This is a genomic window from Cohnella rhizoplanae, assembly GCF_948329515.1.
GTDB classification, from domain to species: Bacteria; Bacillota; Bacilli; order Paenibacillales; family Paenibacillaceae; genus Cohnella; species Cohnella rhizoplanae.
Genome location: NZ_CAOJCN010000011.1, coordinates 72,625 through 93,558, shown reverse-complemented (window position 1 = coordinate 93,558; position 20,934 = coordinate 72,625). Strand labels below are relative to the sequence as shown.

Here is a 20,934-nt window from a genome sequence, read left to right as displayed (position 1 = left end):
TGCCGCGCCCTCCGGTCTAGGCAAGGAGAATAAGAACGATGAAACCTCTTAAATTCGCTCACCTGCGGCGGATGTTCGCACTGCAGCTGATCGCGGCGCCGCTCGTATTCCTGCTCAGCCCGCTGTACGCGCAGGGGGGATACTTAGGTTGGCTTGCCCTTCCCTGCGGCGGCCTCCTCAGTCTGGGCGTCGCCTACTTCTCCGTCCGCGTGGCCTATGCCTTCAAGGGCCGCGAGTGGGCCGAATACGGCGCGGGCATCGTGGGGCGGTGGCCTCACTATGCTTTTACGGCGTTCATGCTGGTGTATTGCCTGCAGATCGCTACGATGTGCGCCAGCACGTATGCCGAACTGTTCATCTCGGTCTATCTGGAGGGAACCCCCACGCCGGTCATCCTGGGGTGCTTCCTATTGTGCGCGGGGTTGGCCGCCCGCTCCGGCATCCGTTCGATCGCGCTGCTCAGCGACGGCTTTTTCCTGTCCGTGTTCGGCACACTCCTGCCCGTGCTGTACGTGCTGCTCAGCAAGATGGATTACGGCATGACGATCGCGCTCTTCACCCACTGGTCGGCATCCAAGCTGGCCATGTCTTCGTTTTTTACAGCCGGCTGGCTGAACGATATGTCTATATTTTTTTTGCTCGCGCCCTTTTTTGAATCAGAGCCCAAGCCCATGCGCAAGATGGCATCCGTGCAAGCGCTCGTCGTCGCCGTCTTGATCGCCTATTGGCTGGCCAGCCTGCTGTTATTCGGACCGAAGCTCGCCGGAAATATGTACTACCCGCTGCTCCAGGCCGTCCGCTTCATCTCCTTTGGCGAGGTGTTGGAGAATCTCGATCCGTTCCTGGTCGGGATCTGGTCCGCGACGCTGCTCATTAAGACGGCCGTCCTGCTGTTCGTAGCTAGCCGGATCGTTATGCGCCTTACCGGCATGCGTACGCATAGGCCGTTGACATTCGCCGTCGCGGCGGTGGTCTTTGCCTGCGCTTACCAGATCAGCCGTTTTCCGACCGAGTTCCTCGAACTCGTGATGCTGCCGTCGTTCCAGATCTTCACCTGGTTCGTCTTCCTCACGCCCGCCATTTATTGGACAGTCGCGAAGATCAGGCGCATGAAGGGCGTATGAAATCGGTCGGGCGCCTGATGCCGCGGGACGGAAAATAAGCCCTTGCTGCCGTCGTGAAGAGGCATGCAAGGGCTTATCCACTTTTCGGCCGGCTCGCGTTATTCCCGCTCCAGCCCGAGCTTGCCGAGCGCCTCGGCCGCGCGCGCCCGGGCTTCGAGCACGGAGTCCGCGGCGGCGAGCGCTACGGCCATGCGCCGTCCCGGCTTGGTCACCGGCTTGCCGAAGACGCGCAGCTGCGTATCCGGCACCGCGAGCGCCTCGGCGGCGCCGGAGAGACGGTAGTCGTTCCATTCCTCGATCGCCTTGAGCGGACGGCTCGCGCCCGGGGACACGAGCTTGATCTCCGGCACCGGCAGGCCGAGGATGGCCCGCACGTGGAGCGCGAACTCCGACAGGTTCTGGCTGACCAGCGTGACGAGGCCCGTATCGTGAGGACGCGGGGATACTTCGCTGAAGTACACCTTGTCTTCGGCGAGGAACAGCTCGACGCCGAACAGTCCTACGCCGCCGAGCGAATCCGTGATTGCGAGCGCGATGCGCCGCGACTCCTCGAGCTGCGCGGCGGTCATCTCGTGCGGCTGCCACGACTCGATGTAGTCGCCGCTCTGCTGGATATGGCCGATCGGCGGGCAGAACTGCGTGCCCTGCGCGGTCCGGACGGTCAGCAGCGTGATCTCCGATTCGAACCGGATGAATTCTTCGACGATGACCCGGCCCTGCTGAACCCGACCGCCCTCCATGGCGATCCGCCAGCTCTGCGACAGCTCGTCCTCCGAGCGGCAGACGCTCTGGCCCTTGCCCGAGGAGCTCATGAGCGGCTTGACGACGCAGGGGAAGCCCATCGCCCGGGCGGCCTCGGCGAACTCGTCGTACGTGTCGGCAAACCGGTACTGCGCCGTCGGCAGGCCGAGCGTCTCCGCGGCCAGGCGGCGGATGCCCTCGCGGTCCATCGTCAGCTGCGCGGCGCGGGCGGTCGGGATGACCGTGAAGCCTTCTTCCTCGAGCTTGACGAGCTCCGCCGTCGCGATCGCCTCGATCTCCGGCACGATCAGGTCGGGACGCTCGCGCAGGATCAGCTCGCGGAGCGCCTGCCTGTCCAGCATGTCGATCACATAGCTGCGGTCGGCCACGTGCATGGCGGGCGCGCCCTCGTACCGGTCGACGGCGACGGTCTCCACGCCCAGGCGCTGCGCCTCCAAAATGACCTCCTTGCCCAGTTCGCCCGAACCGAGCATCAGCAGCTTTTTCGTATGGAACATGTTCTTCATCCAGCTCCTCGCACCCTCAGATGTGCCCATTATACAACAAATCCGGAGGCAGGATAACGCGTGCGGGTCAGGTTGCGGGAGGTCTCAGGCTTCCTCGAACTTGCGCAGCACGATGACCGCGTTGTGGCCGCCGAAGCCGAAGGAGTTCGACAGGCCGATCCGCAGCGCCTGGCCCCGGCGCGCCTCGTTCGGCACGTAGTCCAGATCGCACGCGGGGTCCTGCCGCTCGAGATTGATCGTCGGCGGGATGATGCCCTCGCGCAGCGTCTGCACGAGCGCGATCGCCTGCGCGCCCCCGGAGGCGCCCAGCATGTGGCCGGTCATCGACTTGTTGGCCGTCACCGGAACCCGGGAGGCGCCATCGCCGAATACTTGCTTGATCGCCAGCGTCTCCGTGGCGTCTCCGAGCTCGGTGCTCGTGGCGTGCGCGCTGACGACGTCCACGTCCGCCGGCGCGATGCCGGCGCTGCGCAGCGCGGCGCGCATCGCCTGGATCGCCCCCCGTCCCTCGGGGTGGGTGGCGACCTGGTGGTAGGCGTCCGAGCTCGCGCCGTAGCCGATCACCTCGGCCAGCGGCCGCGCGCCGCGCGCCAGGGCGTGCTCGAGCGACTCGAGCACGACGATGCCCGCGCCCTCGGCGAGCACGAACCCGTCGCGGTCCGCGTCGAACGGACGGCTCGCGCGGGCCGGCGCCTCGTTGCGGCGGGACAGCGCAGTCGCGTTGGCGAAGCTCGCGATCGAGATCTCGGTCACGGCGGCTTCGGCGCCGCCCGCGATGACGACGTCCGCCTCGCCGTCGCGGATGAGCCGGAACGCCTCGCCGATCGCCGTGTTGCCGATCGAGCAGGCGGTCACGGGCGACATCGTCGGGCCGTACGTGCCGTAGCGGATGCTGATCTGCGCGGCCGCCATGTTCGAGATCATCATCGGCACGAGCAGCGGGCTGACCCGGTCGGGTCCCCGTTCGCGCAGCAGCGTCTCGTTGTCGCTAAGCGTTCTTAGTCCGCCGGTGCCCGAGCCTACGTATACCGCAACCCGCTCGCGGTCCGTCTTTTCCATGTCCAATCCAGCCTGGCTGACGGCCTGATCCGCCGCCGCGATCGCGAATTGGGTGAAGCGGTCCATCCGCCTCGCCTCCTTGCGCCCGAACATCGTCTCCGCGTCGAAGTCCTGCACGAGCCCCGCGATTCGCGTCTTGTGCCCGGATACGTCCATATGCTCGATCGCCCGGACCCCCGAGCGCCCTTCGACCAGCCCATTCCAAAAAGAAGTCACGTCCGCGCCAAGCGGCGATACGACGCCCATTCCCGTGATGACCGCTCTTGCCATGCCGATCTCCCCCATCCTGTGTGCGTTGCGATAGACCTATCATTCCACAGATGGATATCCTAGTACAAGTTATAGGTTATACTGGTATAAAGAGCACTAGAATAGGACTTGGCGGGGCTGAGACGGGCTGAGACGGGCTGAGACGGGCTGAGACGGGCTGAGACGGGCTGAGATAGGCTGAGATAGGCTGAGATAGGCTGAGACGGGCTCAGGCCGGCTGGGACGGGGCTGTTAGGCAAGGTTAAGGCAAGTAGGCGAGGCTGGAACAAAGAATGACAGGGAGGACACAACAGGATGAATAAGCAGACGCGATTGCAGGCGTTGTCCGTATTCCTGAAAGCGCAGCGGGCGAAGCTGTCGCCGGGGGAAGTCGGGCTGCCGGAGATCGGCAGGCGGCGGACGCCGGGGCTGCGGCGGGAAGAGGTGGCGCAGCTGGCGGGGGTGAGCAGCACTTGGTACACCTGGCTGGAGCAGGGCCGCGACATCCAGGCGTCGCATGCCGTGCTCGAGTGCGTAGCCGAGGCGCTGCGGCTGACGGCCGACGAGCGCAGGTACTTCTACTCGCTGGCCGAAGGCAGCGGGAATTCGGCCGGCACGGCCGATTACTGCCGCGAAGCCGCGCCGGTCATGACGCCCTCGCTGTCGCGGATCGTGGACGAGCTGCGCCAGTGCCCGACGATCGTGTCGGACAGGCGCTGCCAGATCGTGGGCTGGAACGAGGCTGCCGCCCGCGTCTTCGCGGATTTTGGCCGGATCGCGCCGGAGGACCGCAACATGATACGGCTCGTGTTCACGCGCAAGGAGTTCCGCAGGCTCGCCGTCAATTGGGAGTCGTTCGCCAGCGGCTTCCTCGCGATCTTCCGGGCGTATTACGGGCAGTACGTGGAGGACGAGTGGTACGAGGCGTTTCTGGCGGAAATGAAGGGCGCCCATCCCGACTTCGAGCGCCTCTGGAACGACAGCCGCGTCAGCAGCGCGCCCGAGGTCGCCCTCGAATTCAGGCATGCCAAAGCGGGCAAGATGCTGTTCCACCTCACCTCGCTCCAGGCGCACGGCAGCGCCGATCTTCGCTTGAGCGTCTACGCGCCGGCCGCCGACTCGCGTACCGAGGAGAAGCTGCGGAAGCTGCTGGACGCGTAGCGGCTCACCGTGAATGGCGGCAGCCGCTGACCGCATCCCTCGAACAAGCAAGAAGGCTGTAAGCGCAAATTCCGCGCCTACAGCCTCCGCACACGCGCCTCGCGCCACCGCAAGCGCAAATTCTGCGCCTACAGCCTCCGCACACGCGCCTCGCACCGCTGCAAGCGCACATTCTGCGCCTACAGCCTTCACGCACGCGCCTCGCGCCACCGCAAGCGCATATTCCGCGCTTACAGCCTCCACGCACGCGCCTTGCGCCACTGCAAGCGCATATTCTGCGCCTACAGCCTCCACGCACGCATCTCGCGCCACTGTAAGCGCATATTCTGCGCCTACAGCCTCCACGCACGCATCTCGCGCCACCGCAAGCGCATATTCTGCGCCTGCAGCCTTCACGCACGCGCCTCGCGCCGCTGCAAGCGCACATTCTGCGCCTACAGCCTACACGCACGCGCCTCGCGCCGCCGCAAGCGCATATTCTGCGCCTGCAGCCTCACGCATGCCGCTTCACCTTAGCCGATCGTGTACATCCGGCTCGTCTCTTCCCAGATCTCGCCGGGCGACAGGGCTAAGAGTCCCGCCTGCTCCTTCTCCTCCGGCGACAGCTCGATGTTGGGCGCGTTGACCAGGTTGACCTGAGGCTCCGGGCAGAAGTAGCCGCCCTTGGCGCCGTCGTTCCAGATCATCCATTGCTTGTAGCCCGTGCCGACGTCGTAGACGAGTTTGACGCCCGCGCGCGCGTCGGTGAGCTCCATGCGGTTGCGTCCGTTCTGCGGCACGGCGGTATAGTGATGGTCCAGCGACTCGAAAAACGGCGATTGCGTGCCGTCGCGCATCCGCGCCTCGGCTTCCGTAAGCGGCAGCTTGCGCTTGGTCGGCAGCATCCTGCCGTCCGCGCCCATCTCCCAGCGTTCGCCGACCGTCAGCTTGAACGTACAGTCGGCCGGCGTGCTGCCCGGCACGAACGGCGCGTTGACCGCCGTATGGAAGGCCAGCAGGCACGGCATCGTGCCCTTGCCGTCGTTGCGCACGCTGACGCGCTGATGCAATCCGTCGCCGCCGAGCGTATATTCCAGGCGGACGGTAAACGCGAACGGAAACCGCGCGTACACCTCGTCGCCTTCGGACACCGTCACGCTGAAGATCGCGCGTGCGCCGAGCGCATCGGCGCTGAAGCCCTCGACCTTCCAAGGAATGTTATAGAGGAAGCCGTGCAGATGGTTGTTGCGGTCGGTCTCGTTGACGGGCAGCTCAAGCACGCGGCCCTCCCACGGGAACTTGCCGTCCTCGAAGCGGTTCGGCGGGAAAAGCACCGGAATGCCGTGAACCATAGGGCTCTTCGTGAACGCTTGCATCTCATCGGCTGCAGGCTCGCGGAGGAAGGCATAGCCCCTCTCCGTGTCGCGGAACGCGATCAGATTCGCGCCGATCTCCGGCAGCACCGCCGCCTCGTATGGACCCGCTTTTAACCAGACCGCCTTCAAACCCTCGTACTGACCTTCGTAAGCTTGCGCATTCGCTGCCATCGTATCCTCCTAGGCTTCTCTCATGACTTGTACGTACATTTGCCTCTAGCATATCATACACCCCGCAGCGTGGAACAGACGCAGGAAATTGAACCATGGGCGACGCCAGGCTGACTTCCGTATAGCGAGGGCACCCCGTTTTATGGTCTTAGCCGATTGCTGCCTTACCCCTCGGCGGCCATTTTCTTTTCCGACTGCGATTCGTTATGATTTTTAGAGAAGGACGATTCCGACAGGAGGTATGGAAGAATGGAATATACAGAACTTGGACGCACCGGCCTGGAGGTGTCCCGGCTGTGCCTGGGATGCATGAGCTACGGCGAGTCCGGCCGAGGGACGCACCCTTGGACGCTCGACGAGGAGCGCAGCCGTCCCTTTATCCGCAAGGCGCTGGAGCTCGGCATCAACTTCTTCGATACGGCCAACGTGTATTCGGACGGGACGAGCGAGGAGATTGTAGGCCGGGCGCTCAAGGCGCTTGCGCGGCGGGACGAGGTCGTCATCGCGACCAAGGTGCACGGCCGGATGCGCCCCGGACCGAACGGAGCGGGCCTCTCGCGCAAGGCGATCCTGAGCGAGGTCGACCACAGCCTGCGCAGACTGGGCACCGACTATATCGATCTGTACCAGATTCATCGCTGGGATCCGCATACGCCGATCGAAGAGACGATGGAGGCGCTGCACGACGTCGTTAAAGCGGGCAAGGCTCGTTATATCGGCGCTTCCTCTATGTATGCGTGGCAGTTTCTTCAGGCGCAGCATACTGCGGAGCGAGGGGGCTGGACGAAGTTCGTCAGCATGCAGAATCACGTGAACCTGCTGTACCGCGAGGAGGAGCGGGAGATGCTGCCGTTGTGCGAGGCGCTGGGCGTCGGCGTCATCCCGTGGAGTCCGCTGGCGCGGGGCCGGCTGACGCGCGATTGGGACGAGACGAGCGAGCGGTCCGAGTCGGATGCCTTCGGCAAGACGCTGTACCGGTCGTCGGTCGAGTCGGACCGGGCGATCGTGGCGCGCGTGGCGGAGATCGCGGCCGCACGCGGCGTGCCGCGGGCGCAGGTCGCGCTGGCCTGGGTGGCGCAGAAGAACGTCGTGACGGCGCCGATCGTCGGCGCCACCAAGCCGCATCACCTGGACGACGCAGTCGCCGCGCTGTCGCTTGGTCTGACGGCGGAGGAGATCGGGTCGCTGGAGGCGCCTTACGTGCCGCATCCGGTGCAGGGATTCTAAGCTCTCGCTAAAGCTCTCGAACCTTTGCAGGCAGGCGCCGCCCGCCATCGGCGATAGGAACGCAAGCTCCGATCGCCGAGGCTGGCCGCGCCTCTTACAATTGGGCCTGGACGGCCTGCTGCACCGCCAACTGTCGATCTAGGTCCACACTTCAACCGCAGACAGCCGGCAGCGCCGCCAATTGTTGACCTACGTTCACACTTCGGTCCTGGACCGCGGGCTGCGCCGCCAACTGTGGATCTAGGTTCACGCTTCAACGCAGACAGCCGGCAGCGCCGCCAATTGTTGACCTACGTTCACACTTCGGCCCCGAACCGCTGGCTGCGCCGCCAACTGTGGATCTAGGTTCACGCTTCAACCGCAGACAGCTGGCAGCGCCGCCAGTGCGGCGGCACTTTACCGCCGCTGCCTGGCCGCGACCGTTCCGATGGCGTTCTTCATCGCCGTGCCCGCGCGGTCCCACGTCAGCCGGGCCGCGTCCAGACGTGCCTGGCGCCCTTTTTGCCGGCACAGTCCCGGATTCAGATAAGCCTTGCGCATCTGCCTGATCAGACTCGCCTCGTCCGCCTCCGCCCACCTTTGTCCCCGTCCGTTGAACAAAGCCCGGAACGGGCGGGCGATGGCGGAAGGTCTGTTCATTCCCTCGGCTGGATGCCTTAACCGATATCCGACCTTAAACGCGTTGCGCTCCGTCAAAAAGTCCATATGGCCGCCCCATCCCGTCGCGATCACGGGCGTGCCGCTCGCCATCGATTCCAAAAAAGGCAGTCCGACGCCTTCTCCTCTCGTGGGCAAAACGAAAACATCACCTAGCGTATATATGCCCCGCAAACTGTATTCGTCCATTCGATGCGCCAGCACCGTGACCGGCGGCGTGCTTTTTCGCAGTCCCAGCTTCTGTCTTAACCTGCGAATCCGGGCTTCGATCCATGGTTTGTTTTCATATGGCGCATAGCCGTTGGTCTTGAGGACGAGATGAACTTTGTCGCCAGCCGAAAATGCCTTCCAGTAGGCCTTCAGCAGCGTTTCCGGATTTTTGCGGTGCTGAAACCCGAATACGGACACAAAAACGAATTTCCCGGCCGTACCTTTCACCTTCAAGGGGCGATTGCCTGGTCGGAAGAAGGACGTATTCACCCCATGCGGAACGATAAAAATCGGCGACGTCACGCCGCTGGCCCGAAAAGCTTCCTTATTCTGCCTCGAGGGCACCATTATCGCGTCGAATCGATTGATATCCCGCATCCAGCTGCGGGGGATCCGGGTCGTCTCCCAGACGGCGTTCAGGATGACGCGATCATAGCGCCGCTTCTCCTGGGACAACCGGATTCGGTCGGGAGGATAATGCCAAACGAGGACCCGCAAACCGGCGCCTGCGCGCATACCGTCATGATCGACCGATACTCGCACCCCCTGCCTCCTCAAGGCGCGGACATAATTCCTGCTCGCGATCCCAAGACCGCTGCCGCGCCGAACCGGCCCCTTCCAGACGACACTGTACGCTCCCATCCTCACCCCTCCTGTTCTCAGCCTCTCGCGTGATGAAGAGCTATTTTATTCCCGCCGTTTCTTCAAGGCTACTCCGCCTTTCCATATGATCAAGCTGCACAAGCCCGATTTCCATTTGGAACCTCGGGGACGAGCCTTTATAATGAAAGACGCGATGTTAAAAACGGATTCGCGACCCGCTCCGGTGGACGCAACCGCTTTTATCGGAAGACGGTTCTGCGCAGCCGCGGGCACGTCCGCCCTGGCGAACCGGCAACTCATAGCCTTTAGGAGGAGAATTAGCCATGGAATTCCGCATTGAACGCGACACGATGGGCGAGATCAAGGTACCTTCGGATGCCATGTGGGGCGCGCAGACCGAGCGCAGCCGCCAGCACTTCAAGATCGGCACGGAACGGATGCCCAAGGAACTGATCACGGCGTTCGCCCAGCTCAAGAAGGCGGCGGCGCAGGTCAACCACAAGCTGGGCAAGCTCGACGCCGATAAGAAGGACGCCATCGTCGCCGCGGCCGACGAGATCGTGGCCGGCGAATGGGATGCAGAGTTCCCGCTCGTCGTGTGGCAGACGGGTAGCGGCACGCAGTCCAACATGAACGTCAACGAAGTCATCGCGCGGCGCGCCAACCAGCTGCTCGAGGCGAAGGGCGTCGACAAGCGCGTCCACCCGAACGACGACGTCAACAAGTCCCAGAGCTCCAACGACACGTTCCCGACCGCGATGCACGTCGCGAGCCTGGTCGCCGTCGAGGAGGTTCTGCTGCCGGCCCTCGGCGAGCTGAAGGCGACGCTTGCGGCCAAGGCCGAAGCATTCATGGACATCGTCAAGATCGGCCGCACGCATCTGCAGGACGCGACGCCGATCACGCTCGGCCAGGAGATCAGCGGCTGGCACGCCATGCTGGAGAAGACCGAGCAGATGATCAAGAGCAGCTCGCAGACGCTGACGGAGCTCGCGATCGGCGGCACGGCGGTCGGCACCGGCATCAACGCGCACCCGGCGTTCGGCGACAGCGTCGCCCAGGCGCTGAGCGAGGCTACCGGGGGCAAAGGCTTCGTGAGCGCGCCGAACAAGTTCCACGCGCTGACGAGCCACGATCAGACCGTCTTCGCGCACGGCGCGCTGAAGGCGCTCGCCGCCGATCTGATGAAGATCGCCAACGACGTGCGCTGGCTCGCGAGCGGTCCGCGCAGCGGCATCGGCGAGATCACGATTCCGGAAAACGAGCCGGGCAGCTCCATCATGCCGGGCAAGGTCAACCCGACCCAGGCCGAAGCGATCACGATGATCGCCTGCCAGGTCATGGGCAACGACGCGACGATCGGCTTCGCCGCCTCCCAGGGCAACTTCGAGCTGAACGTGTTCAAGCCGGTCATCCTGAACGCGTTCCTCCAGTCGGTCCGCCTGCTCGCGGACGGCATGCGCTCCTTCAACGAGCACTGCGCCGTGGGCATCGAGCCGAACCGCGAAGTGCTGAGCCGCAACCTGGAGCAGTCGCTCATGCTCGTCACCGCGCTCAACCCGTACATCGGCTACGAGAACGCGGCCAAGATCGCCAAGCTGGCGCACAAGGAAGGCCTCACGCTTCGCGAAGCCGCCCTCCAGACCGGCCTGCTGACGGACGAGCAGTTCACCGAGTACGTGAAGCCGGAAGACATGATTCACCCGAAGGAATAGCACAGGCACAGCCGCTCCCGGCCGTCATCGACGGTCAGGAGCGGCTTTTTAATTTGCCTAAAGACTCATGCACAATTCCTGCGCACCATCGCGCCATGACCGCACTCTTCTCGTCCAGCTGCGGACAGCGCATCCGTTATTTCCGTTTTATCGGCGGAATATAGACGGTCCGCGGACACAGAATCCTCTCTTACTCCGAAACTGGCGATTAAAGCGGCGATTTAGCGGAATAACGGAACCGAGGTCCCTCCCCTCCTCCAATCAGCTTTTTTGCGAAATAGCGGATTTAAAGTCCGAATCGCGGATCAGGTCCCGCCTTGGCACCCGCCCATACAGACGAAAAAGAAGCCCCGTCGCCGGAGCTTCTTTTTCACGCATAGGCGCGCATCAGCGCAACAGCCGCTCAGCAGCCTCACTCACGCCTCGTGAGTCGCCCGGCCATCGGCTGGCGCGCCGCCGACGGCGGTCGGCGACCGCCGTCCCATGAACGGCCACCAGTTGGCCTCGCCGAAGGTGCGCACCATGACCGGCACGAACAGCGGCAGCAGGATGACCGCGTACAGGAACAGTCCGCACAGCACCATCGTCGCGATCTGCAGCAGTGACATGACGCCCGACGGCAGCATCGCCGCGAACGTGCCGCCCAGGATGAGCGCGGCGGACAGGATAACGGTGCCCATATTCCGCATCGCCTTCAGGATCGCTTCCTGCGGCGGCAGGTCCCGGTACTCGCGGAACCGGTCCATCAGGAAGATGCTGTAGTCGACCCCGAGCGCGATCAGCAGCACGAAGCCGAAGAACGGCACGGTCCAGCTCGTGCCCGAATGTCCGAGCATGCGCACGAAGATCAACTCGGTGATCGCGAGCGAGGTGTAGTACGTCCCGAGCAGCGAGATCACCAGATAGATGGGGATCACGATCGACCGGAACATGAAGATCAGAATGAGTCCGATGCCGATCAGCATGAGCACGACGGTGCGCGAGTAGTCCGCCGACGAGATCTCGTTCAGATCGTTGTTCCCGCTGGTGACGCCGCCGATCTCATGCCTCGAGCCGGCATCGTAATCCGCGCCCTTCAGCCCGCGGTCGGTCGCCTGCTGGAGCGGCTCGATCAGCTTCATCGTCTCGAGCTCGTACGGGTTGCCCGAGAAAATAACGTCGAACGTGACGATCTTGCGGTCCTTCGACGCGTACACGTCCAGCGCCTGCTGGAAGTCCGCGCTCCGGATCGCGTCAGCCGGGATGAACCAGCCGCTCAGGTCGCTGTCGGCCGCCGAGGACAGCTCGCCGATGTAATCCTGCGCGGACTTAAGCCCTCCGGTCACCTGGTCCAGCCCGCTCACGCTCTTGTCCAGACCGCTGGTCAACTCGCCCAACTGGTCGTTCAGCTGCGCGAAGCCCTGGCCCAGCTGCTGCTGGCCGTCCGCCAGCTTGTCGAGACCGCCGGCCACGCCCGGCAGCCGACCGATGATCTGCCCCTGCCCGTCGGCTGCCCGATCGAGGCCGCTCTGCAGCGAGGCGATGCCGGACGCCAGCTTCGCCAGCCCTGCCGACAGCTGCGCCTGGCCGTCCGCCGCTTGCGACAACCCCGCGTTCGCTTGCTTCAATCCCGCGGTCGCGCCGTCCAGCTTGGCGTTCAGCTGCGCCAGCCTGCCCGCCAGCTGCGACGCGTTCGACCGCAGCTCGCCGACCGACGCTACCGCGCGCTGATAATCCGCGTCGGACGCCAGCTCCGGATACTTGTCGCCGAGGCCGCCCAGGCCCGCGCCAAGATCGGAGAGACCGTCCGCCAGCGCCTTCTGCTTGGCGGCGATGTCGCCGTATCCCGCGCCGAGCTGGTCGAGCCCGCCGGCCAGCTGCTTGTAGCTCGCTTCCAGCTTGCGGCTCGCGGCCAGCAGCTGATCCGCGCTTCGCTTCGCCTGCGCCGCGCCCTGCCGCAGCTCGCCCGCGCCCGCCGTGCCGCTCCGCAGCCCCCGCTGCACGGCCGCAAGCCCGCTCTCCAGCTGCGCGATGCCGCTCCTCAGCGACGCCGTGCCGTCCGCGAGCTCGTCTGCGCCGGCCGCGGCTCCGCTCAGCTTGGCGGCATTCTCGCTAAGCGCCTTGCTGGCGTCGGCCAGCCCCTTGGACACCTGGCCGATGCCCTCGGCCCCCTGGTCCAGTCCGCTGCCGAGCGTATCGACCTGCTGTGTCACACGGAAGTCCCGCGGCGCCTCGCCCGTCGGCCGGGTCGCGCTCCGCACCGCCTTCACGCCTTCTACGCCGGCCAGCTCGCGGCTGACCCGCTCGATCATCGCGAGCCCTTCCGACGTGTCGATCGCCTTGTCGGTCTTGAGCACGACGGTCGTCGTCAGCGACTCGCCCGGCCCGAAGCTGTCGGCAATCAGGTTGAAGCCTTTGACCGACTCGTACCGGTCGCCGATCTCGTCGAGCGAGTTGAAGGAGATCGAGCCTTTGTAAATCGACAGGAACGGCGCGAGCACGATCGCCAGCAAGAGCAGCGACCAGAGCGGCCGCTTCAGCGAGAAGCTGCCCATCGCGCCCCAGAAGCCGCTAGGCTTGTGCTCGAGCGAGCCCCGCGTCGGCCAGAAGATCGACTTGCCGAGGACGGCCATGAAGAACGGCACCAGCGTTACCAGCGCGATGAGCAGCACGGCGACGCCCACGGCGACCGCGACGGCCGACTGGTACAGGCTGAACGCGGAGAAGCCGATGCAGGCAAAGCCGACGAGCACGGCAAGGCCGGCGTACATGACCGTTTTCCCCGCCGTCCGGTACGTCGTCAATATGGCCCCGACCTTATCCCCGCCGTTGTGCGCGAGCTCTTCCTTGAACCGGCTGATGAGCAGGATGCAGTAGTCGGTGCCGATGCCGAACATGACCGCGACCATGAAGATCTGCGTGAAGTTCGACAGCGGAAAATCGAGATATTCGACCAAATAAGAAACGACCGATTGCGCCGCGATATAGCTGATCCCGACGGTCACGAGCGGAATGAACGGCGCGATGGCCGACCGGAACACGAGGAACAGGATCGCCAGAATGAAGATGACGGTGATGTATTCCGTCTTGTGAAGCCCCTCTTGAGAGCTCACGACGACATCCTCCTGAATGATCCAGTTGCCCGTGTAATAGTGGTCGACCTTGACGTCCGCGATCGCGTCCGCGAGACCTTCCCGGACTTCGGACAACTCCCGGCCGCCGGTATTCACCGAGAGCAGCGCCAGCACGGTCTTGCCGTCCTCGGACACCATCTGATCCTTGAGTTCCGCGGTATCGAAGTGCGTCGTGACCGAGGCGATGCCGAGCCGTTCCTTCTCGGCCTTCAGGTTGTCGATGCCCGCTTTGATCTCCGACATCTGCGAGTCGGTCAGCGCGGCGTCGCTATGGAACACGAGCACCGTGGAGCTGCCGCTGCCGCCTTCTCCGTCGCCCGCGCGCTGCGCGTCCCGCTCGTACAGCAGTTCGCTCGCCTTCGAGGACGTGTTCCCGTCCGGCACGGTGATCTGTCCCTTCTCGCGCACCAGGTCCGCCATGTTCGGCGCGGTGAGCACGAGGCCGGCCACGACGGCGAGCCAGAGGACGAGTACCGCCCACCTGAATTTAACGATGGTCTTCATGAATCATTGCCGCTCCTCTCCTCGGAAGCCTGGCCGCCTTGCACGATGACGCGCGCCAGCTTCTCGTAGGTCTCTATGAATTGATCCGCTTCCCCTTCGTCGAACGCCGACACGTACGCGCCGAGCAGCGACCCGATCCGTCCGTCCAGCTCGGCGACGACGCGCCTGCCTTCCTCCGTGAGCCGCAGATAGGTCACCCGCCGGTCCTTGTCGTCCGGGCTGCGCTCGATCAGCCGCTTGTCGACCAGCCGCGACACGATCGCCGTGATCGAGCTCTTGCCCACGCAGAAGACGTCGGCCAGCTCCGTCGACGTGCAATGGTCGCGCGTCCCGACGTATTCGATGACGGTGAACTGGTCCAGCGTCAGATCGCCGGGCATCTCGTCCCGCAGCAGCGCCGTCATTTTCCGGTTCACGGTGAACATGGCGGCCTTGTAGCGCTCGATGAGGCCGTTAAGCTTCGGTCCGTCCAGCAGTGGTATCACCCCTCTAATGATTTGATTATCGAATTGTTCTATTATCGAACTATATCAAAAGCGTCCTTCCATCGTCAACAACGTTCGATTCTATTATCGTCGTCCTTATCCGGCTGCCGTTCGACCGCGAATTACCAAATTGTTTTTCGTTACGGAAGAGGAAGTTTCATCTAAAATATTCTCTATGGCGACGAATAGGCTAAAAGTATTATTTATTAAATCGTTTATTGTACATATGGTCTAATGTAACTTTTATTTCGACAATCTTAAGTATAAATAGCCATTTTTTCATCAATATTTAACGCAAGTTTGTTAGAATATGTCGAATGTCATAAAGATGAGTCCGAATGCCGTCGCAAACACGGGGCACGCGTGGTAATGATTGAAAGAAACCCTGCGACTCATAGTGTCAGGACAGGAGCGATGCGGCGAAATGAACATTCGATTCATCGCGATCTTCGGCTTATGCGCGGCGATCCTGGCCGGATGCGGACAAGGCGGAGGCGCGGCGCCGGCTGCAGGAGGACCGGAGGACGGCTCTAACAGCCCCTTCCCGCACAACCGGTACGGCGCCTCCGCGGCTTACGCCGAAGAGCGTGCCGCGCTAGAGGACTTCATCGCGCGCCGCATGACGGGACGGAACGGCGTCTATACGAATCTGATCGATACCGCGCAGGACGGCAACGCCGCGAGCGGCCACGAAGTCCTGAGCGAATCGGCCGGGCTCATGATGCGGTACGACGCGCTGAGCGGACGAGCCGCGCATTTCGCGGAGACATGGGGGCGGGCCAAGGCCGCGTTCGATATGACCGCGGCGTTCAGTTACCGCTACAGCCCGCTGTCGGACCGGCGCTATCCCGTCAACGCGGCCGTCGACGATCTGCGCCTGATCCGCGCCTTGTACGAGGCGGGAGCGGCATTCAAGGACGCCGCCTACACGTCGGAGGCCGACCGGTACGGACAGCGATTCTATGCCCATAACGCGAAGGACGGACGGCTCTACGATTTTTACGACGAGACCTACAAGACGACCAACGATTTTCTCACCCTGTGCTATATCGATCTCAAGACGCTCGGCATGCTGAAGCTGCCCGGCGACGAGCAAGAGCGGCTGCTCGAAAGCGTCCGGCGCACGGCCGAAGGCGGCTATCTCGGCGACGCGTTCCCTTTTTACGAGACGCGCTACGACTACGGCACGGGCGCGTACGCGTCTCCCCAGGGCATCCGGACCGTGGAATCGCTCGTGACGATCCTGCACCTGGCCGAGGTCGGGCTGGAGCGTCCCGCGAGCGTCGCGTACATCAAAAAGCAGGTGAAAGCCGGGACGCTGTACGGAACCTACAGCCCTGCCGGGGAGCCGAAGGACGATGTCCGCTCGACCGCGATCTACGCGCTGGCCGCGATGATCGGTTCCGCCGCGGACGATCGGGAGCTGTATGAACAGGCGATCGCGCGCATGAACGAATGGCGGACGACGGGGACCGGCGGACCGCTGGACGGCGGCTTCGGAGACCCCGCGACGGGCCAGGCTTACTCGTTCGACAATCTGACGGCCCTGCTGGCTTACGCCTATTAAGAGAACGGATGCCCCCGCAGCCGGAAGGAAGGAGACGCGCACATGAGCCACCCGGATATCGCCGGCAGACAGGGCTTTGCCGCATGGTTGCATAGAGCCCTCGGCAGGGCGTCCCGCTACGCCTCTCCCTCGCTCCTTGCCGCCGCGGCGGTGCTGGCCATATCGGCGGCCGCTTTGTTTGTCGAGCCCTACATCGGCATGGCCGACAACGGCGACTACTTCCGCATCCTTTACAGCAACGGCATTTACTTCAATGCGCCAGACTACGCAGGCCAGTACTTCGGTTATTTCGTCAAGCACTACGGCATTTTTCAGTATTACAACGAGAACGGCGCGACGCTCTCTTCGTCTCAATCGCTGTTCGTCCGCTTGGCGCTGCGGCTTAACGTCTGGTTTGCGGACGCCCGCACGTTCGACATCCGCTTCCAAGCCGCCATCTACTTGGCCCTCTATACGGCCGCGGTCTATTTGCTGGTCGAGGCGCTGACCTGGAAGGCGCCCGCCAAGCGCGGTTACGCCATCGCGGGGCTCTCGGTATTCATCTTCGGGGACACGGCCTATACGGCGTACTTCAACTCCTTTTACAGCGAAGCCTTGATGCTGATCATGTCGACGTTCGTGCTGGCCTCCGGCCTGCTGATCTACCGCCGGCGGTTCAACGATTATGCCATGCTCGCCGTATTCGTGGCGGGTTCGCTCCTGCTCGTCACGAGCAAGCAGCAGAACGCGCCGCTCGGCATTCTCATCGCCCTGTTCGGCATCGGCGTGCTGCTGGCGCGAAAGGACCGTCCGTACAGGCTCAGCGCGACCGGCGGCTTGGCGATGCTGCTCCTGGTCAGCATCGCCTCGTACGCGCTCATCCCGCAGGAGTTCGTCAACATCAACAAATACCATGCGGTGACCCGGGGCGTGCTGCCGGATGCGAGCGATCCCGAACAGTCGCTCGAGAGCATGGGCATCGACGGACAATACGCCCTGCTCAGCGGCACGATCTACTACGAGCCGTACACGACGATCGACGTCAATTCCGACAAGATGCTGACCGAGTTCTACGGCAAATTCGGCTTCGGCAAGGTGCTGGCCTATTACGCGGCGCATCCGGACCAGGCGGGGCGGATGCTGAACCTCGCCGCCAAGGACGCGTTCACGACGCGGCCGGAGGCGATGGGCAACTACGAAAAGCGGGAGGGCCGGGCCTTCGGCGCGCAGACGCAGTTCTTCTCCCTGTACAGCACGCTCAAGAAAATGCTGACGCCGAAAACGTTCGGGTTTATCTTCCTGTGGACGATCATCGTCCTCGGTCTTTATACGCCCTCGTTCGTCTCCGCCATCCGGACCAAGAACCCGAGGCAGGCGGTCAGGCTGCCCCTGCTGCTCATGATGATCCTCCTCGGCCTCGCCGGGATCGCCGTCTCGATCGTCGGCGCGGGGGACGCCGACTTGGCCAAGCATGAGTTCATGTTCACGGTCGTCTTCGACCTCGTGACCTTCATGACGGTATCCGACGCCATGCTGGGACGCCTCTGGCGCAATGTGCCGCTGCGCGCGGACTCCGCTTCTGCGGCGGCGACCGCCGCCTAAGCCACCAACCAAGCGAGGAGGAAGGCCTATGCGAAAAAGATTCGGCACGCTTGGCGCCGCGACGATGATCGTCCTGGCGTTTATGCTGGCGTGCTCGCCCGTCTCCGTCCGGCCTGTCTCCGCCGCGGCCGCTCCCGCTCCGACCGGCGATACGGTACTGCTGCTCTACGACAGCCTGGCGTTATCGACGGAGCGGGAAGGCAACGTCGAGACGCTGGAGCGGCTGCTGGCCGCCTACGGCGTCCCGGTCGCCGCGTTGTCCTTCGACCGTTATGCCGAGGGGATGCTGAAGTCTTACCGTCGCGTCGCCGTCGTGCGCAACGCGCCCGACCTCTCCATCGCGAACGCCGCGCTTGTATCGGATCTGGCGTCCTACGGCGGAGACTACCTGCAGGTCGGCGGCCGGGAGCTCCCTGACCGCGTGCGGGCCAGGCTCAATCTGACGCTGGATGCCGCCCCGCTGGACACGGTACGTCTCGAGGCCGGGGATTACGGCCAGACCCTGTCGGCCGTCGCCGACCTGGACGAGATCGCCGGGGCTTCGGGCGATGCCAAGACCTACGGCACGCTGACGTTCGAGAGCGACGGAACCCGCTCGCCCTATGCCGTATCCGCGGGGGGATACGCCTACGCGTCCTATCTGTCCGGCGGCAGCCTCGCCGAGCTGGCGCTCGCGTACGTTCTGAAGGACTGGCTGCGCATCACGGGCGACTTCAACGCCTACGTGCTGATCAAGGAGATCTATCCTTTCTCCGATCTCGAGTTGCTCAAGACGCTCGCCGACCGGCTGTACGAGGCCGGCGTCCCCTTCGCGGCCAGCGTGAAGCCCGTCTTCTACAACACGGACTACCCGGCGATGCAGCGCTATATACAGGCCTTGCAGTACTTGCAGGCCCGCAACGGCAGCATCCTGGTCGACGCGCCGGCCGTCGCCGCCACCTCGACGGTCGGCGACGGCTCGCTTCGCGGCAAGATGAGCGGCTTTATCGAGCTGCTCGCCGCCAGCGGCATCGCGCCGCTCGGCATGGGCGCCGGCCTGTTCTGGACGTACGACGAGGTTTACGTCTCGCAGGGCATGTCCTTTTTCGATACGGTTTTCCTCGGGCCTAACGCGGACGGGCAGCGCGTCCGGCGGACCGGGGCATCGGCGACCTTCGCCTTCTCGCCTTACGTCATGCCGTTCGCGCAGCTCCAAGACTTCGAACGGCGCGGCGTCGCCCCGAGGACGCCGCTACCGCTGAACCTCGCGTTCTCCTTCGACCTGTTCCCCGACGCAGCCGCGCTGGAGGACGCCGTCGGCGCGATCTCCCGCAGCTGGATCCCCTTCGCCGATCTGAAAAACGGGACGCACGCGGTACATACGGACCGGCTGACCATCGAATCTTCGGGCGGCGGACTCGTGATCGACGGCCAGCCCCTGGATATCGGCAAACAGGAACGGGCGGTAGAAGAGGACTATGCCTACACCGCGGAGGCAAGGACCAGTTTTACCAAGCTGTTCGGCATTCAGAACCAGATTCTGATGGTGATCATCGGGACGTCCCTTGCCGTGTTCGGCCTGTTCCTGTTCATCGGTTACCGCCGTTACAAACGAAAATACATCTATCCGGGAGGCCGCCATGACGCCCTTTGACATCCTCATGCTCATCTCGGTCATCTGCATCTGGTCGCTGCTGCTCGTCAACGTCGCGCTGATCGTCGCCGGCTATCTCTTTTATCTGGAGACCGACCGCCAGCCCGTGCCCGCGCTGCCGGATCTGCCACCGTTCGTCTCGATCATGGTGCCGGCCCACAACGAGGGCATGGTCATCGTCAAAACGGTGGAATCGCTGCTCGCGCTGAATTATCCGCAAGACCGGTACGAGATCATCGTCATCAACGACAACTCCTCGGACAACAGCAGCGAGCTGCTCTCCGGCCTGCAGCGCCGGTACGCGGGCAGGAACCTGATCGTCATCAACACCGACAAGGTGACGGGCGGCAAGGGGAAATCCAATGCGCTCAACATCGGATTCGCGCAGAGCAAGGGCGAGCTGATCGCGATCTACGACGCGGACAATACGCCCGAGAAGACCGCGCTGACCTATCTCGTCGCCGAGCTGATGGCGGATGCCAAGCTCGGGGCGGTCATCGGCAAGTTCCGCACCCGCAACCGGGACGCGAGCCTGCTCACGCGCTTCATCAACATCGAGACGCTCTCGTTTCAGTGGATGGCCCAGGCGGGCAGGTGGAAGCTGTTCAAGCTCTGCACGATTCCGGGTACCAACTTTATTATGCGGAGGCATATCGTCGAGGAGATCGGAGGCTGGGACGTCAAGGCGATCGCCGAGGACACGGAGATCAGCTTCCGGATCTACATGATGGGCTACCGGATCAAGTTCCAACCCAAGTCGGTCACCTGGGAGCAGGAGCCCCAGACGGTCAAGGTATGGTTCAAGCAGCGGTCGCGTTGGGCGAAAGGCAACGTGTACGTCATCGTGAAAAACTTCCCGCTGCTTTTCAACCGTTCGGCGGCCCGGATTCGTTTCGACCTTCTATACTTCGTCGCCATCTACTTTTTGCTGGTCACATCGCTCATCGTATCCGACCTGCTGCTCGTCCTGCACGCGCTCGGCTACGTGAAGACGACCATCGCCGGGTTCAGTTCGTTTCTGTGGATGCTGGCGATCACGCTCTTCGTCGTCGGCACGTACATTACGCTGATCACGGAGAAGGGCGAAATGAAGTTATCGAATCTGTGGCTCATCATGCTGATGTACGTCACTTATTGCCAGATGTGGATGGTCGTCGCCGCGTACGGTCTCTACAACTACTTCAAGGATCAGATCTTCAAGCGCGAGGTGAAATGGTACAAAACCGAAAGATTCTAAGCGAGGGGGAAGCCG

At 63.5% G+C, this 20,934-nt stretch carries 14 protein-coding genes; 8 read left to right on the top strand and 6 right to left on the bottom strand.

What is annotated here, in order from left to right; genetic code table 11:
• The first annotated feature begins 38 nt into the window (after positions 1-38).
• Positions 39-1,124, top strand: coding sequence for a GerAB/ArcD/ProY family transporter (locus PQG80_RS17000; RefSeq protein WP_271752620.1), 1,086 nt, complete (start codon positions 39-41; stop codon positions 1,122-1,124).
• A gap of 98 nt (positions 1,125-1,222) precedes the next feature.
• On the opposite strand, the gene purT is transcribed toward PQG80_RS17000, so the two are convergent.
• Positions 1,223-2,383 (bottom strand): formate-dependent phosphoribosylglycinamide formyltransferase, encoded by a 1,161-nt coding sequence (purT, locus tag PQG80_RS16995; RefSeq protein ID WP_271752619.1) that lies wholly within the window; start codon positions 2,381-2,383, stop codon positions 1,223-1,225.
• A gap of 93 nt (positions 2,384-2,476) precedes the next feature.
• Complete coding sequence (gene fabF / locus PQG80_RS16990; protein WP_271752618.1) at positions 2,477-3,721, bottom strand: beta-ketoacyl-ACP synthase II; 1,245 nt, start codon at positions 3,719-3,721, stop codon at positions 2,477-2,479.
• Between the two features lie 294 nt (positions 3,722-4,015).
• Between fabF and PQG80_RS16985 the strand changes: the two genes are divergently transcribed.
• Entirely contained in the window at positions 4,016-4,861 is an 846-nt protein-coding gene (locus PQG80_RS16985; protein ID WP_271752617.1) for a helix-turn-helix transcriptional regulator, read from the top strand.
• 512 nt (positions 4,862-5,373) lie between these two features.
• On the opposite strand, the gene PQG80_RS16980 is transcribed toward PQG80_RS16985, so the two are convergent.
• Positions 5,374-6,387 (bottom strand): aldose 1-epimerase, encoded by a 1,014-nt coding sequence (locus tag PQG80_RS16980; RefSeq protein ID WP_271752615.1) that lies wholly within the window; start codon positions 6,385-6,387, stop codon positions 5,374-5,376.
• Positions 6,388-6,636: 249 nt separating this feature from the next.
• Between PQG80_RS16980 and PQG80_RS16975 the strand changes: the two genes are divergently transcribed.
• Positions 6,637-7,614, top strand: coding sequence for an aldo/keto reductase (locus PQG80_RS16975; protein ID WP_271752614.1), 978 nt, complete (start codon positions 6,637-6,639; stop codon positions 7,612-7,614).
• A 396-nt stretch (positions 7,615-8,010) separates the two neighbouring features.
• Here PQG80_RS16975 and PQG80_RS16970 read toward each other — a convergent pair whose 3' ends face one another.
• On the bottom strand, positions 8,011-9,123 hold the full coding sequence (locus PQG80_RS16970; protein ID WP_271752613.1) for a glycosyltransferase family 4 protein: 1,113 nt from the start codon (positions 9,121-9,123) through the stop codon (positions 8,011-8,013).
• Between the two features lie 284 nt (positions 9,124-9,407).
• Between PQG80_RS16970 and fumC the strand changes: the two genes are divergently transcribed.
• Positions 9,408-10,799 carry a class II fumarate hydratase gene (gene fumC / locus PQG80_RS16965; RefSeq protein ID WP_271752612.1) on the top strand — a complete coding sequence of 464 codons (1,392 nt, stop codon included), beginning with the start codon at positions 9,408-9,410 and terminating at the stop codon, positions 10,797-10,799.
• 416 nt (positions 10,800-11,215) lie between these two features.
• Here the strand turns inward: fumC and PQG80_RS16960 are convergent, their stop codons facing one another.
• The gene (locus tag PQG80_RS16960) at positions 11,216-14,416 is read right to left on the bottom strand and encodes an MMPL family transporter (protein ID WP_271752611.1); all 3,201 of its coding nucleotides are present in this window, start codon (positions 14,414-14,416) and stop codon (positions 11,216-11,218) included.
• On the bottom strand, positions 14,413-14,901 hold the full coding sequence (locus tag PQG80_RS16955; RefSeq protein ID WP_271752610.1) for a MarR family winged helix-turn-helix transcriptional regulator: 489 nt from the start codon (positions 14,899-14,901) through the stop codon (positions 14,413-14,415). The genes PQG80_RS16960 and PQG80_RS16955 overlap by 4 nt, the downstream gene beginning before the upstream one ends.
• A 424-nt stretch (positions 14,902-15,325) precedes the next feature.
• Here PQG80_RS16955 and PQG80_RS16950 point away from each other — a divergent pair, with 424 nt between their 5' ends.
• The 4 genes from PQG80_RS16950 to PQG80_RS16935 are packed head-to-tail and all read left to right on the top strand — an operon-like array spanning position 15,326 to position 20,919.
• Positions 15,326-16,468, top strand: coding sequence for a hypothetical protein (locus tag PQG80_RS16950; protein WP_271752609.1), 1,143 nt, complete (start codon positions 15,326-15,328; stop codon positions 16,466-16,468).
• 42 nt (positions 16,469-16,510) lie between these two features.
• Positions 16,511-18,049, top strand: coding sequence for a glycan biosynthesis hexose transferase WsfD (gene wsfD / locus PQG80_RS16945; protein ID WP_271752608.1), 1,539 nt, complete (start codon positions 16,511-16,513; stop codon positions 18,047-18,049).
• A 28-nt stretch (positions 18,050-18,077) separates the two neighbouring features.
• The gene (locus tag PQG80_RS16940; RefSeq protein ID WP_271752607.1) at positions 18,078-19,682 is read left to right on the top strand and encodes a hypothetical protein; all 1,605 of its coding nucleotides are present in this window, start codon (positions 18,078-18,080) and stop codon (positions 19,680-19,682) included.
• Positions 19,669-20,919 carry a glycosyltransferase family 2 protein gene (locus tag PQG80_RS16935; protein WP_271752605.1) on the top strand — a complete coding sequence of 417 codons (1,251 nt, stop codon included), beginning with the start codon at positions 19,669-19,671 and terminating at the stop codon, positions 20,917-20,919. The genes PQG80_RS16940 and PQG80_RS16935 overlap by 14 nt, the downstream gene beginning before the upstream one ends.
• Positions 20,920-20,934: the final 15 nt, after the last annotated feature.

Bases quoted from the DNA above. Each gene is read 5' to 3' on its own strand.
- PQG80_RS17000 (WP_271752620.1), top strand. From the start codon at position 39: ATGAAACCTCTTAAATTCGCTCACCTGCGGCGGATGTTCGCACTGCAG.
- purT (WP_271752619.1), bottom strand. From the start codon at position 2,383: ATGTTCCATACGAAAAAGCTGCTGATGCTCGGTTCGGGCGAACTGGGC.
- fabF (WP_271752618.1), bottom strand. From the start codon at position 3,721: ATGGCAAGAGCGGTCATCACGGGAATGGGCGTCGTATCGCCGCTTGGC.
- PQG80_RS16985 (WP_271752617.1), top strand. From the start codon at position 4,016: ATGAATAAGCAGACGCGATTGCAGGCGTTGTCCGTATTCCTGAAAGCG.
- PQG80_RS16980 (WP_271752615.1), bottom strand. From the start codon at position 6,387: ATGGCAGCGAATGCGCAAGCTTACGAAGGTCAGTACGAGGGTTTGAAG.
- PQG80_RS16975 (WP_271752614.1), top strand. From the start codon at position 6,637: ATGGAATATACAGAACTTGGACGCACCGGCCTGGAGGTGTCCCGGCTG.
- PQG80_RS16970 (WP_271752613.1), bottom strand. From the start codon at position 9,123: ATGGGAGCGTACAGTGTCGTCTGGAAGGGGCCGGTTCGGCGCGGCAGC.
- fumC (WP_271752612.1), top strand. From the start codon at position 9,408: ATGGAATTCCGCATTGAACGCGACACGATGGGCGAGATCAAGGTACCT.
- PQG80_RS16960 (WP_271752611.1), bottom strand. From the start codon at position 14,416: ATGAAGACCATCGTTAAATTCAGGTGGGCGGTACTCGTCCTCTGGCTC.
- PQG80_RS16950 (WP_271752609.1), top strand. From the start codon at position 15,326: ATGAACATTCGATTCATCGCGATCTTCGGCTTATGCGCGGCGATCCTG.
- wsfD (WP_271752608.1), top strand. From the start codon at position 16,511: ATGAGCCACCCGGATATCGCCGGCAGACAGGGCTTTGCCGCATGGTTG.
- PQG80_RS16940 (WP_271752607.1), top strand. From the start codon at position 18,078: ATGCGAAAAAGATTCGGCACGCTTGGCGCCGCGACGATGATCGTCCTG.
- PQG80_RS16935 (WP_271752605.1), top strand. From the start codon at position 19,669: ATGACGCCCTTTGACATCCTCATGCTCATCTCGGTCATCTGCATCTGG.